Here is a 12,819-nt window from a genome sequence, read left to right as displayed (position 1 = left end):
CTGCGCGATCAGCCTCCGCCGGCCCGCAGGCGGCTTTCTCCGGCGGACGCCCTAGTCGCAGCCGCAGGTCGCCAGGGTGGAGGCCAGCTCGTCCAGCCCCTGCTGGGCGGTCGCCGGGTTCGCGGGCGGGTCGGACTCGGTCAGGAAGGCGAAGGCCAGCAGGCGGCCCTCGGTGTCCACGACCGTGCCCGCGAGGGTGTGCACGCCGGTCAGGGTGCCCGTCTTGGCGCGTACGACGCCGGTGCCGGGCCGGTCCGCGTACCGCTTGCTGAGGGTGCCGGTGAAGCCGGCGACGGGCAGGCCGGTGAGGACCGGGCGCAGTTCCGGGCGGTCCGGGTCGGCGGCCTCGGCCAGCAGGGCGGTGAGCAGGTCCGCGGTGAGCTTGTCCGCCCGGTCCAGCCCGCTGCCGTCCGCGAACCTGACGCCCTTGAGCGGCAGGTCCAGCTTCTTCAGCTGCTCGCGGACGGCGGTACCGCCGCCCTTGAAGCTCACCGGTTCGCCCGCGGCGAGGGCGGTCTGCCGGGCGAGGGCCTCGGCGATGTCGTTGTCGCTGCTGGTCAGCATGCGCTCGACCAGCGCGGACAGGGGCGGGGACTGGACGGTGGCGAGGGTCTTCGCGCGGTCGGACGCCTTCGACCTGCCCGGGACCGTGGTCTCGACGCCCCGCTCGTGCAGGAGGTCGGCGAACTTCCGGGCCGCGTCGCCCGCCGGGTCCTCACTGCGGTTCGCGGGACCGCTGGAAGAATCGTTCAGGCGGCCCTCGTCGGCCATCAGGGCGGTGACCGGGGCCAGATTGGTGTTGGGGCCGATGGGGTGCGTGGTGGAGCCCGCGTACAGCGACGTGTCGTACGAGAGGGTCACCCGGCCGCCCTTGCGGGACGCGAGGGCGCGGGCCGTGTCGTCGGCGAGGGCGCGCAGGCTCGCGTTGCCGTCGGCGTCCTTGCGGGCGGTCAGGGTGGGATCGCCGCCGCCGACGAGGACGACCTCCTCGGTGCCCGGTTCCAGGACCGCCCTGGTCGCGATGCGGTGGTCCGCGCCGGCCGCGGTGAGCGCCGCGACGGCCGTGGCGATCTTCGTGGTGGAGGCCGGGGTCAGCGCGTCGTCCGCGCCCTTGCCGTAGAGGCGCTTGCCGGTGGCCAGGTCGACGACGGCGCCGGCGCGGTCGGTGCCCAGCGCGGGGTCGTCGAGCAGCGGCCCCAGGACGTTCGCCAGGGCCTTCTCACTGGGCGACGGCACGGAGCCCACGGCCGCGCCGACACTGACGAGCACGGACGCGGCGCTGGGTGCGGGCGCCGGCTCCTTTCCGGACGTGCCGGGCACCCGGCCGTGATCTGTGCCACCTGTGCGCTCCCGCGATGCGGCCCAGTCCCGCTCCGCCGTACGCTGGCCGGTGGAGTCCCAGGGTCCGGCCACGGTCACCACGGTGGCCGCCACGACGAGTCCGAGGGTGGCGGCGCCCGTCGTGAACTGCACGGTCGACGGCCGCTTGACCAGCGGTTTCACGGCTCCTGCCGCCCGGGCCAGCGGCGGCTTCACCGCTTCCGAGGCCCGGACGAGCGGCGGCTTCACGGCCTCCGCGACCCGTACGAGTCGTGGTCCCACGGATCGCGCGACCCGCGCCACATGCGGTCTCGCGGCCCGCCAGGCCCTCAGCTCCGGCACGACCACCAGCCCCTTTCGCGATCACACACCTGCGTGAGGGACACTTAACCACCAGAACTATGTGCTGATCATGGAGGAGCCACCGGTGGAGTTCGACGTCACGATCGAGATTCCGAAGGGTTCACGGAACAAGTACGAGGTGGACCACGAGACCGGTCGGATCCGTCTGGACCGTCGCCTCTTCACCTCGACCAGTTATCCGGCCGACTACGGCTTCGTCGAGAACACCCTCGGCGAGGACGGCGACCCGCTGGACGCGCTGGTCATCCTGGACGAGCCGACCTTCCCGGGCTGCCTCATCCAGTGCCGCACGATCGGCATGTTCCGTATGACGGACGAGGCCGGCGGCGACGACAAGCTGCTGTGCGTCCCCGCGCACGACCCGCGTGTGGAGCACCTGCGGGACATCCACCACGTGTCGGAGTTCGACCGGCTGGAGATCCAGCACTTCTTCGAGGTCTACAAGGACCTGGAGCCCGGCAAGTCCGTCGAGGGTGCCAACTGGGTCGGCCGTACGGACGCCGAGGCCGAGATCGAGCGGTCGTACAAGCGTCTGAAGGAGAAGGGCGGACACTGATCCCCCCTTGTGTCCTGCGGGCCGCGTGACCTCCATGGGGTCGCGCGGCCCGTTTTGTGTGCCGGTGCGCATACTGGGGCGTACCGGAAGTGCGAGTTCGGGAGCAGTGGGTGTCGGAGCCGGAGGTCGAGGACCGCAAGCCGCAGTCGGACGAGGCGCGCAGCGCCTTCATCCCGCCGAGCGGTGTGAGGGCGCAGGCCCCGCCGGTCGAGGAGGAGGCGTCGACGACGTCGGAGTTCGCCCTCCCGAAGGGGTTCGGCGTCCTTGCGCAGACACCCGCCGCCGAGTCCGGGGGTTCGGCGTTCAGCACACCGCGGACGTACAGCGCCAAGCACGCCCCGCCCGCCTTCACGCCGCCCGGCGGTGTCCCGCGCGTCGACCTCGTCAAGGACGCCCCCTGGCAGGACCGGATGCGCACGATGCTGCGGATGCCGGTCGCCGAGCGGCCCGTGCCCGAGACCGTGCAGAAGGCGGAGGACGAGGGTCCGGCCGTGCCGCGCGTCCTCGACCTGACCCTGCGTATCGGCGAGTTGCTGCTCGCGGGCGGTGAGGGCGCCGAGGACGTGGAGGCGGCGATGTTCGCCGTCTGCCGCTCCTACGGCCTGGACCGCTGCGAGCCGAACGTCACCTTCACCCTGCTGACCGTCTCGTACCAGCCGTCGCTGGTCGAGGACCCGATCTCGGCTTCGCGGACCGTCCGGCGCCGGGGCACCGACTACACGCGCCTCGCGGCCGTGTACCAGCTCGTCGACGACATCAGCGACGACGGGACCGAGGTGTCCCTGGAGGAGTCCTACCGGCGGCTCGCCGAGATCCGCCGCAACCGGCACCCGTACAGCGGCTGGGTGCTCACCGCGGCCACCGGGCTGCTGGCGGGCGCGGCCTCCGTGCTCGTCGGCGGCGATCTGATCGTGTTCGTCGCCGCGGCCGTCGGCGCGATGCTGGGCGACCGGCTGGCGTGGCTGTGCGCCGGGCGCGGACTGCCGGAGTTCTACCAGTTCACGGTGGCGGCGATGCCGGCCGCCGCGATGGGGGCCGCGCTCACACTCGCGCACGTCGACGTGCGGGCGTCCGCGGTGATCACCGGCGGACTGTTCGCGCTGCTGCCCGGGCGGGCGCTGGTGGCGGGGGTGCAGGACGGGCTGACCGGTTACTACATCACCGCGGCCGCCCGGCTCCTGGAGGTCATGTACTTCTACGTCGGCATCGTCATCGGCGTGCTCGTGATCCTGTACTTCGGCGTGACGCTGGGCGCCGAACTCAATCCGGACGCGGCCCTGCTGTCCGCCGAGCGGCCGCTGTGGCAGATCGCCGCCTCGATGCTCCTGACGCTCACCTTCGCGGTGCTGCTCCAGCAGGAACGGTCGACCGTGCTGGTCGTGACCCTCAACGGCGGGGTCGCGTGGAGCGTGTACGGCGCGATGCACTACGCGGGCGAGATCTCAGCGGTCGCCTCGACGGCGGTGGCGGCCGGGCTCGTGGGGCTGTTCGGGCAACTCATGTCGCGCTACCGGTTCGCCTCCGCGCTGCCGTACACGACCGCCGCGATCGGGCCGCTGCTGCCCGGTTCCGCCACGTACTTCGGGCTGCTCGCCATCGCACAGAACGACGTCGACAAGGGGCTGGTGTCGCTCACCAAGGCGGCCGCGCTCGCGATGGCCATCGCGATCGGGATGAACCTGGGGTCGGAGATCTCGCGGCTGTTCATGCGGCTGCCGGGAGTCGCGGACGGTGCGCGGCGCGCCGCGAAGCGCACCCGCGGGTTCTGACACGGGCCGAGCGCGCCCACGCGGCGGAGCCGCACATCGGCACGGCCCCGCGCCCCCGAGGGGCGCGGGCCGGCGCAATCAGTTGCGGGGGCGGTCCTGGCCGTACGGGTACTGCTGCCCGCCCTGCTGGTACTGCTGCTGGTCCTCGGGGTACTGCCACTGCTGGTCGCCGTAGCCCTGGCTCTGGCTCTGGCCCTGGCCGTACGGCTGCTGCTGGTAGTAGTCCTGGTTCTGATTCTGGTTCTGGTTCTGGTTCTGGTTCTGGTCGCCGTACTGGTTCTGGTCGCCGTACTGGTCGTACTGGCTGTACTGCTGCTGGTCCTGGTTGCCGTAGCCCTGGTTGCCGTAGCCCTGATCGCCGTAGCCCTGGTCCTGGCCGTAGCCGTTCTGCTGGGCGGCCGGGGGGATGCGGCGGAGCTGGGTCGTGCGGTCGTCCATGGCGGGGCCCGCCTGCGGAGCCTGGGCCTGGGACGGCTGCGACGGCTGTGACGCGTTCTTCTTGGACTTGCCGCGGGCCCGCAGGAACTCGATGAGGATCGGGACCACCGAGATGAAGACGATCAGGAGCAGGATCGGCTCGATGTTCTTGTGGACGAACTCGATGCTGCCGAGCCAGGAGCCGAGCAGCGTGACGCCCGCGCCCCACAGGACGCCACCGATGACGTTGAAGATCAGGAACGAGCGGTACTTCATACCGCTGACGCCGGCGACGATCGGCGTGAACGTGCGCACGATGGGCACGAAACGGGCCAGCACCAGCGACTTCGGGCCGTACTTCTCGAAGAACTCGTGCGCCTTGGCGACGTTCTCCTGCTTGAAGAGGCGGGAGTCCGGCCGGGTGAACAGCGACGGGCCGACCTTCTTGCCGAACATGTAGCCCGCCTGGTCACCGAGGATCGCGGCGAGGCAGATCAGGGCGATGGCGCCCCACAACGGGAAGTCCAGGGTGTTGGCGGTGATCAGCATGCCCGCCGTGAACAGCAGCGAGTCGCCCGGCAGGAAGAAGCCGATGAGCAGGCCCGACTCGGCGAAGACGATCAGGAGCAGGCCCCAGATGCCGAACGAGTCGAGCAGGTAGTCCGGATCCAACCAGCTCGGGCCAAGGGCAAGCGTCGTCACGATTCCGGGCTCCTGAGGGGTGGTGGATACGGCGGCGGGCGCAGGTGTGGCCGACCAAAGTTATCAACGCGCCATGATGTGACCAGGTTCCACCGGCCTCTACAGGATGCACTGTGCCCCGACTGGGACAAAGCTGTGAGCCATGAGCACCGAGGAATCCATGGGACTCGAGGAGTACGGCGGCGGTCAGGGCCCCCGGCCGGACGTGCTGGTGGTGACGACGAACGACGTACCCGGCCACCGGGTCGAGCAGGTCGTCGGCGAGGTCTTCGGACTGACCGTCCGCTCCAGGCATCTGGGCAGCCAGATCGGGGCGGGTCTGAAGTCGATGATCGGCGGCGAGCTGAAGGGCCTCACCAGGACCCTGGTGGAGACCCGCAACCAGGCGATGGAGCGGCTCGTCGCACAGGCCCGGGCGCGGGGCGCCAACGGTGTGCTGATGTTCCGCTTCGACGTGACGGAGGCGGCCGACATGGGCACCGAGGTGTGCGCGTACGGCACGGCCGTGGTCCTGGTCAAGGAGTGACGGACGAGGAGCGGCGCGGCCGTCCGGTAAGGGGCGCCCGTCATTGCGGGCGCCCCTTACCGGCCCTCGACTTACCGGCCCTCGACTTACCGGCCTTCGGCTTACCGGCCCTCGACCGCTACCCCGCTACCCCTCCCGACGCGCCGCGTTCGCCGTGATCGCGTCCCTCAGGTGCTCGGCGAGACCCGGCCGCATGGAGTCGTAGAACGCCTTGAACCGCTCGTCGCTCACGTACATGTCGCCCAGGCACCGGTGCATCTCGTACGCGCACGCGTAGAACCACACGTCGATGTGCAGCCGGTGTTCCTCGGCCATGTCCATGGCGCGCTCCCCCGTGGCGGGCTCGCCGGACTCCATGAGGGCCGCGTAGCGCTCGCCCCAGGAGGCGACCTCCGCCTGCATGCGCCGCCAGTCGTCCTTGGTGTAGCGGGCGGCCCGCCGCTGCGACTCGGCGTACATCTCCGTGCCGCCCCATCGGCGCTCGGCCTCCTCGGCGTGCTCCTCGGGGTCCTTGTCGCCGAAGACCTCGAACTTCTCCTCGGGCGTGAGATCGATACCCATCGTGCGTGCCTCCATGGCGTGTTCCACGGCCGCCGCCATCTTCCGCAGTTTCTCGATCCGGTCGGACAGCAGCTCGTGCTGCCGGCGCAGGTGTGCGCGCGGGTCCGCCTCCGGGTCGTCGAGCAGGGCGGCGACCTCGTCGAGCGGGAAGCCGAGCTCCCGGTAGAACAGGATCTGCTGCAGCCGGTCGAGGTCGGCGTCGCTGTAGCGCCGGTGACCCGCGTGGCTGCGCCCGCTCGGTACGAGCAGGCCGATCTCGTCGTAGTGGTGCAGCGTGCGCACCGTCACCGCGGCGAAACCGGCGACCTGTCCCACGGAGTGACCCATGGCCTCCGCTCCCTCCTTCTTCGGTACGCCCCAGGCTGGGCCCTCACGTGACGTGAGGTGCAAGCCGGAAATCCACCCCGCGCCGTGTCGATTCTCCCGGCCGCCGACGAAGGGGGGCCACCATGGAGGTCCTGAGCCCGAGCCCCACGACCGGAGGCGTCATGGCGCTGCACAAAGGCCCCGCGAAGTCCGATGAGCGTCCCTCGAGCGTCAATCCCTTCTACGGGGAGGCGAACCCGGTCGACGGCATGACCGAGGCCCCGCCCCGGCACCGGCTGCCCGACCGGCCGCTGGCGCCCTCCACCGCCTACCAGCTGGTGCACGACGAGCTGATGCTGGACGGCAACTCCCGGCTCAACCTCGCGACCTTCGTCACCACCTGGATGGAGCCGCAGGCCGACATACTGCTCGGCGAGTGCCGGGACAAGAACATGATCGACAAGGACGAGTACCCGCGCACGGCCGAGCTGGAGCGCAGGTGCGTGGTGATGCTCGCCGACCTGTGGAACGCGCCGGATCCGGCCGCCGCGGTGGGCTGTTCGACGACCGGGTCCAGCGAGGCGTGCATGCTCGCGGGCATGGCGCTCAAACGCCGCTGGGCCCACCGGAACGCGGACCGGTACCCGGGCGCCCGCCCGAACCTCGTGATGGGCGTCAACGTGCAGGTCTGCTGGGAGAAGTTCTGCAACTTCTGGGAGGTGGAGGCCCGCCAGGTGCCCATGGAGGGCGACCGCTTCCACCTCGACCCGCAGGCGGCCGCCGACCTGTGCGACGAGAACACCATCGGGGTCGTCGGCATCCTCGGTTCCACCTTCGACGGGTCGTACGAGCCGATCGCCGCCCTCTGTGCCGCGCTGGACGCGCTGCAGGAGCGTACCGGGCTGGACGTCCCCGTCCATGTGGACGGGGCCTCCGGCGCGATGGTCGCGCCCTTCGTCGACGAGGACCTGGTCTGGGACTTCCGGCTGCCGCGCGTCTCCTCCATCAACACCTCGGGGCACAAGTACGGGCTGGTGTACCCGGGTGTCGGCTGGGCGCTGTGGCGCTCGGCCGCCGAGCTGCCGGAGGACCTCGTCTTCCACGTGAACTACCTGGGCGGCGACATGCCGACCTTCGCGCTCAACTTCTCCCGGCCCGGCGCGCAGGTCGTGGCGCAGTACTACACGTTCCTGCGGCTGGGCCGCGAGGGCTACCGGGCCGTCCAGCGGACGACCCGGGAGGTCGCCCAGGGGCTCGCGGAACGGATCGGGGCCCTCGACGACTTCCGCCTCGTCACCCGGGGCGACGAGCTGCCGGTGTTCGCCTTCACCACCGCCCCGCACGTCACGGCCTTCGACGTCTTCGACGTGTCCCGGCGCATCCGGGAACGGGGCTGGCTGCTGCCCGCGTACACCTTCCCGGCCAACCGCGAGGACCTGTCCGTGCTGCGGGTGGTGTGCCGCAACGGCTTCTCGTCCGACCTCGCCGACCTGTTCGTCGAGGACCTGACCCGCCTGCTGCCCGAACTGCGCCGGCAACCGCACCCGCTGACGAGGGACAAGGACGCGGCGACGGGCTTCCACCACTGAGCAGGACGGGCCGCGCCCCGGCAGCCGGACAGCCGGGCATCCGTCCCGCCGGTCCCGGCCCGCCGGCTACCTGTCCAGCGCCCCGAACCGCCGTACCGCCAGCGGGAAGAACACCGCCAGCAGGGCGAGCGGCCAGGCGATCGCCGCCCAGACGTGGCCCGACTCGGCGCCCGGCGCGCCGAACAGGTCGCGTACCGCCGTGGCCGTCTGTGACAGCGGGTTCCACTCGACGGCCGTGCCCAGCCAGCCGGGCATGGACTCCGGGGTCGCGAGGGCGTTGGACAGGAAGCCGACGGGCCAGATCAGAATCTGCACGGCCTGCACCATCTCCGGCCTCCCGGCCACCATCGCCAGCAGGATGCCGATCCACAGCATCGCGAACCGCAACAGCAGGAGCAGGCCCAGGGCGCCCAGGAACGCGCCGAGGGTGCCGTGCACGCGCCAGCCGAGCGTGTACGCGACCCCGATCAGCACGATCAGGCCGAGCGCCGACTGGAGCATGTCGGCGGCCGAACGGCCCACCAGGACGGCCCCGTCGGTCATCGGCATCGAGCGGAAGCGGTCGATCACGCCCTTGTTGAGGTCCTGGGTGACGGCCAGCATCGTGCCCTCCAGGCCGAAGGCCATGGTCAGCGCGAACATGCCGGGCACCAGGAAGTCGACGTAGTCGCCGTCGACGCCCCGGCCGCCCCCGATGAGGTAGCCGAACATCAGCAGCAGCATCACGGGGAAGACCAGACCGACCAGGACCTGGACCGGCTGCCGGGCCCAGTGGGCGAGTTCGCGGCGGGTCATGGTCCAGGAGTCGTTCAGCGCGTACGTGGTCATACCGCCTCCTTCGCCGGTTCGTCGTCCTCGGTGAGGCGCAGGAACACCTCGTCCAGCGTGGGCCGCCGCAGGGCCACGTCCTCGGCCTCCATCCCGGCGTCCTCCAGAGCCCGTACGACCCCGGTGAGCACCTTCATGCGGTCGGCGGCCGGGGCGCTCAGCAGGCGCCGGTCGACGTCCACCGAGATCTCCGCCGGGGCGAGCGGCAGCAGGGCGACCGCGGCTCCCAGCTGCCCGCCGTCCCGCAGCACCACGTCGATGCGGTCCCCGCCCGCGAGGGCCTTCAGTTCGCCCGCCGTCCCGTCCGCGACGAGCCGTCCGCGGTCGACCACCGCGATCCGGTCGGCGAGCTGGTCCGCCTCCTCCAGGTACTGCGTGGTGAGCAGCACCGTCGTACCGCCGCCGACCAGGGAGCGCACCGCCGCCCACACCTCGGCCCGGCCGCGCGGGTCCAGGCCGGTGGTCGGCTCGTCCAGGAAGAGCACCTCCGGTTCGGTGATGAGCGAGGCGGCCAGGTCGAGGCGGCGCCGCATGCCGCCGCTGTACCGCTTCACCGCCTTGCGGCCCGTGTCCGCGAGCCCGAAGCGCTCCAGGAGTTCGCCGGCCCGCACGCGCGCGTGGCGGGCACCCAGGTGGTACAGGCGCCCAAACATCTCCAGGTTCTGCCGTCCGCCCAGCTCCTCGTCGAGCGCCGCGTGCTGGCCGAGCAGGCCGATGCGGCGGCGCACCTCCCGTGCCCGGGCCACCGCGTCGTGCCCCGCCACCTCCACACGGCCCCCGTCGGGCCGCAGCAGGGTGGACAGGATCCGGACCAGGGTCGTCTTGCCCGCGCCGTTGGGGCCGAGCAGCGCGTGCACCGTGCCGCGCCCGACCCGCAGGTCGAGCCCGTCCAGCGCGTGGGTGCCTCCGTACCGCTTCCGTACGCCCTCGACGACGATCGCGTCGGTCATCGGGCTCCTTTCACGTCCACATCAGAGTAATCAAAATTGACTACCAGCGTGCCGCGAGGGTATGCCCGCCCGGAGGCTTAGTCAAACTTGATTACCGCGCATCCTCCGGATGCGTCTCACCCGTGGCGTACGGGTTCTCCTCGCCCTCCGCCAGCACGCCCACGAAGGGCTCGCCTTCGCCCGCGAAGGTGTATGCGCCGTCCTTGATCCGCCGGATCAGGCCACGGGTCCACTCGGCGCCGCTGTCGGCGGAGTGGACCCAGAAGTTCATGATCTCGCCGATGTGGCCGAGCCGGCCGGGACCGTCCTCCGGTACGTAGTGCTCGGTGACGGCCGAACGCCACTCCTCGATGACCCGCACCCGCTCCTCCAGGAGTCCGAGCGCCTCCTCGCGGCCGAGGTCCACCATGAAACCGAGCGCCGCGGAGAGGACGTCCGGCTTCTGGTCGTACGCGGTCAGCGACTCGCGCAGGAGCGTGCGGAACTCCCGCGTGCCCTCCTGCGTGATCTCGTACTCCGTGCGCGGCGGGCCGCCGGCCGTGGAGGGCGCGGTCTCGTGCGCGACCAGCAGTCCCTGCTTCGCCATCTGCTTGAGCGCGTGGTAGATCGAGCCGGGCTTGGCGTTGGACCACTCGTGCGCGCCCCAGTACTCCAGGTCGTTGCGCACCTGGTAGCCGTGGGCCCGGCCGTGCTGGCGCACGGCACCGAGGACGAGGAGGCGGATCGCTGACATGCGGCCAAGCGTAGGGCGGCCCTGCCGGGCCCGGGCGCCGGGCCCGGCGGGGGCTCGGCTCAGCCCCGGCCCTGCTGCTGCGCGACGAGCTCGAAGGCCGTCTTCCCGTCGAGGGACTCGCGGACGATGTCGGCGTGGCCGGCGTGCCGGGCCGTCTCCGTGATCAGGCGCAGCAGCAGCCAGCGCATGGAGACGGCCTCGCCGTCCGGGAACCACGGCTGATCGGGCAGCGGGAAGGTGTCGTTCAGGCTGGGCACGGCACGGATGAAGTCCTCCGTCCGCCGGGCGACCTCGTCCCAGCGGGCCAGCGTCGACCCGACCGTCTCGTCGCCGGTCAGCCGGAAGCCGTCACCCCGGTCCTCCTCGGAGCGCTCGGTGCCGGACGTCTCCTGCCGGGCCAGCGACAGCCAGCCCTGCTCGGTCTCCGCGACGTGCTTGAGCAGCCCGGAGAGGGAGAGTTCGCTCGCGCTCGGGCGGGTCGCGGCCTGCTCGTCGGTCAGGCCGAGCAGGGCCCGGCGGATGCCGCCGCGCTGCTCGTCCAGGAAGGCGAGCAGCGCGCCGCGCTCGTCGCCGTGGGCCTCCGCGTGCACGTGCATGACCATGGGAGCCGCCTTTTCGTGGGTGCCGTCTCTTTCCCGACACCCACGAAGCTACGGGCCCTTGCGGTCAGGTCCTGTCCGCAAGGACCCGCGAGAACGGGCCGGTCGCGGACCAGGACGAAAGGACTAGAACGGGAAGGCGCTGCGGCCGTGCTGGACCGAGATCCACTTCTGGGTGGTGAACGCCTCGACGGTCGCCTCGCCGTTCAGGCGGCCGATGCCGGAGGACTTCTCGCCGCCGAAGGCGACCAGCGGCTCGTCGTGCACGGTGCCGTCGTTCACGTGGAACATGCCCGTGTCGATCCGCTTCGCGAAGGAGACCCCGCGCTCCACGTCGGCGGTGTGCACGGCGCCGCTCAGCCCGTACGGGGTGTCGTTGACGATGCGTACGGCCTCCTCCTCGCCGTCGAACGGGACGAGGAGCGCGACGGGGCCGAAGATCTCCTGGCGGAGGATGGCGGAGTCGGCGGGCAGGCCGGTCAGGACGGTCGGCTCGACGAGGTTGTCGGTGGTGGTGCCGCGCACGAGGGCGGTCGCGCCCTCGGCGAGCGCCTGGTCCACCACGGCGCCGAGGGCGTTCGCCTGCGTGGAGTTGATGACCGGACCGATGACGGTCTCCGGGTCGCGCGGGTCGCCGGCCTTCAGGGACCTGACCTTGGCGACGAACTTCTCGGTGAACTCCGCCTCGACCGAGCGGTCCACCAGGACGCGGTTCGCGGCCATGCAGACCTGGCCCTGGTGCACGAACCGGCTGAAGACCGCGGCGTCCACGGCGTAGTCGACGTCCGCGTCGTCCAGGACCACCAGCGCGCTGTTGCCGCCCAGTTCGAGGATCGAGCGCTTGAACTGCGCGGCGCAGACGGTCGCGACGTGGCGGCCGACCTTGTCGGAGCCGGTGAAGGAGATGACCTTCGGCACCGGGTGCTCCAGGAAGGCGTCGCCGATCTCCGCGATGTCGGTGATGACGACGTTGAGCAGACCGGCCGGCAGGCCCGCGTCCTCGAAGATCTTCGCGATCAGGGAGCCGCCCACGATCGGGGTGTTCTGGTGCGGCTTGAGGACCACGCCGTTGCCGAGGGCGAGCGCGGGTGCCACGGACTTCAGCGACAGCAGGAACGGGAAGTTGAAGGGGCTGATCACACCGACGACGCCGACCGGGACGAGGTAGAGACGGTTCTCCTTGCCGTCGCCCGGCGAGGGGATGATCTTCCCCTGGGGCCGCAGCGCCAGGTTGACCGACTCGCGCAGGAACTCCTTGGCGAGGTGCAGTTCGAAGCCGGCCTTCAGACGCGTGCCGCCGAGCTCCGCGATGATCGCCTCGGTGATCTCCGGCTCGCGCTCCTCGACGATCCGCAGCGCCTTCTCGAACACGCTCCGGCGCGCGTACGGGTTCGTCGCCGCCCATGCCTCCTGGGCCCGGGCGGCCGCCCGGTAGGCCTCGTCCACCTCGTCGACCGTGGCTATCGTGATCGAGGCCAGCTTCTCGCCGTCGTACGGGTTGAAGTCGATGATGTCCCAGGAACCCGTGCCCTGGCGCCATCGGCCGTCGATGTACTGCTGAGCCAGGTCGGTGAAGTAGGACGACGACATGTGATCCCTC

12 protein-coding genes are annotated in these 12,819 nt (G+C 71.1%); 4 read left to right on the top strand and 8 right to left on the bottom strand.

The genetic code is table 11. The features are described 5' to 3' along the window. Nucleotides 1-51: 51 nt before the first annotated feature. Nucleotides 52-1,668 (bottom strand): D-alanyl-D-alanine carboxypeptidase/D-alanyl-D-alanine-endopeptidase, encoded by a 1,617-nt coding sequence (gene dacB / locus QFZ75_RS21490; RefSeq protein ID WP_307539248.1) that lies wholly within the window; start codon nucleotides 1,666-1,668, stop codon nucleotides 52-54. 79 nt (nucleotides 1,669-1,747) lie between these two features. On the opposite strand from dacB, the gene QFZ75_RS21485 reads away from it, so the two are divergent. Together QFZ75_RS21485 and QFZ75_RS21480 are read left to right on the top strand one after the other, a co-directional pair. Continuing rightward, entirely contained in the window at nucleotides 1,748-2,239 is a 492-nt protein-coding gene (locus QFZ75_RS21485; protein WP_307544661.1) for an inorganic diphosphatase, read from the top strand. A gap of 110 nt (nucleotides 2,240-2,349) precedes the next feature. Then, nucleotides 2,350-4,008: a threonine/serine exporter ThrE family protein gene (locus tag QFZ75_RS21480; protein ID WP_307539246.1), complete on the top strand. Its 1,659-nt coding sequence runs from the start codon at nucleotides 2,350-2,352 to the stop codon at nucleotides 4,006-4,008. A gap of 78 nt (nucleotides 4,009-4,086) precedes the next feature. Here the strand turns inward: QFZ75_RS21480 and QFZ75_RS21475 are convergent, their stop codons facing one another. Continuing rightward, nucleotides 4,087-5,127 carry a DedA family protein gene (locus tag QFZ75_RS21475; protein WP_307539244.1) on the bottom strand — a complete coding sequence of 347 codons (1,041 nt, stop codon included), beginning with the start codon at nucleotides 5,125-5,127 and terminating at the stop codon, nucleotides 4,087-4,089. A 160-nt stretch (nucleotides 5,128-5,287) separates the two neighbouring features. On the opposite strand from QFZ75_RS21475, the gene QFZ75_RS21470 reads away from it, so the two are divergent. Beyond that, nucleotides 5,288-5,653, top strand: coding sequence for a YbjQ family protein (locus QFZ75_RS21470; protein WP_307544659.1), 366 nt, complete (start codon nucleotides 5,288-5,290; stop codon nucleotides 5,651-5,653). Nucleotides 5,654-5,779: 126 nt separating this feature from the next. On the opposite strand, the gene QFZ75_RS21465 is transcribed toward QFZ75_RS21470, so the two are convergent. Next, the gene (locus QFZ75_RS21465) at nucleotides 5,780-6,541 is read right to left on the bottom strand and encodes a MerR family transcriptional regulator (protein ID WP_307539242.1); all 762 of its coding nucleotides are present in this window, start codon (nucleotides 6,539-6,541) and stop codon (nucleotides 5,780-5,782) included. Nucleotides 6,542-6,702: 161 nt separating this feature from the next. Between QFZ75_RS21465 and QFZ75_RS21460 the strand changes: the two genes are divergently transcribed. Next, nucleotides 6,703-8,109, top strand: coding sequence for a glutamate decarboxylase (locus tag QFZ75_RS21460; protein ID WP_307544657.1), 1,407 nt, complete (start codon nucleotides 6,703-6,705; stop codon nucleotides 8,107-8,109). A gap of 66 nt (nucleotides 8,110-8,175) precedes the next feature. Here the strand turns inward: QFZ75_RS21460 and QFZ75_RS21455 are convergent, their stop codons facing one another. The 5 genes from QFZ75_RS21455 to QFZ75_RS21435 form a co-directional block, all read right to left on the bottom strand. Then, the gene (locus QFZ75_RS21455) at nucleotides 8,176-8,937 is read right to left on the bottom strand and encodes an ABC transporter permease (protein WP_307539240.1); all 762 of its coding nucleotides are present in this window, start codon (nucleotides 8,935-8,937) and stop codon (nucleotides 8,176-8,178) included. Beyond that, complete coding sequence (locus QFZ75_RS21450; RefSeq protein WP_307539238.1) at nucleotides 8,934-9,887, bottom strand: ATP-binding cassette domain-containing protein; 954 nt, start codon at nucleotides 9,885-9,887, stop codon at nucleotides 8,934-8,936. The genes QFZ75_RS21455 and QFZ75_RS21450 overlap by 4 nt, the downstream gene beginning before the upstream one ends. Nucleotides 9,888-9,978: 91 nt before the next feature. Further along, nucleotides 9,979-10,620, bottom strand: coding sequence for a PadR family transcriptional regulator (locus tag QFZ75_RS21445; RefSeq protein ID WP_307539236.1), 642 nt, complete (start codon nucleotides 10,618-10,620; stop codon nucleotides 9,979-9,981). A 59-nt stretch (nucleotides 10,621-10,679) separates the two neighbouring features. Next, the gene (locus tag QFZ75_RS21440) at nucleotides 10,680-11,222 is read right to left on the bottom strand and encodes a DinB family protein (protein WP_307539234.1); all 543 of its coding nucleotides are present in this window, start codon (nucleotides 11,220-11,222) and stop codon (nucleotides 10,680-10,682) included. A gap of 123 nt (nucleotides 11,223-11,345) precedes the next feature. Then, complete coding sequence (locus QFZ75_RS21435; protein ID WP_307539232.1) at nucleotides 11,346-12,809, bottom strand: aldehyde dehydrogenase family protein; 1,464 nt, start codon at nucleotides 12,807-12,809, stop codon at nucleotides 11,346-11,348. Nucleotides 12,810-12,819: the final 10 nt, after the last annotated feature.

The sequence above is a fragment of the Streptomyces sp. V3I8 genome, from assembly GCF_030817535.1.
Classification (GTDB): domain Bacteria; phylum Actinomycetota; class Actinomycetes; order Streptomycetales; family Streptomycetaceae; genus Streptomyces.
The sequence above is the reverse complement of the archived record's forward strand: the minus strand, read 5'-3'. Positions and strand labels throughout refer to the sequence as shown.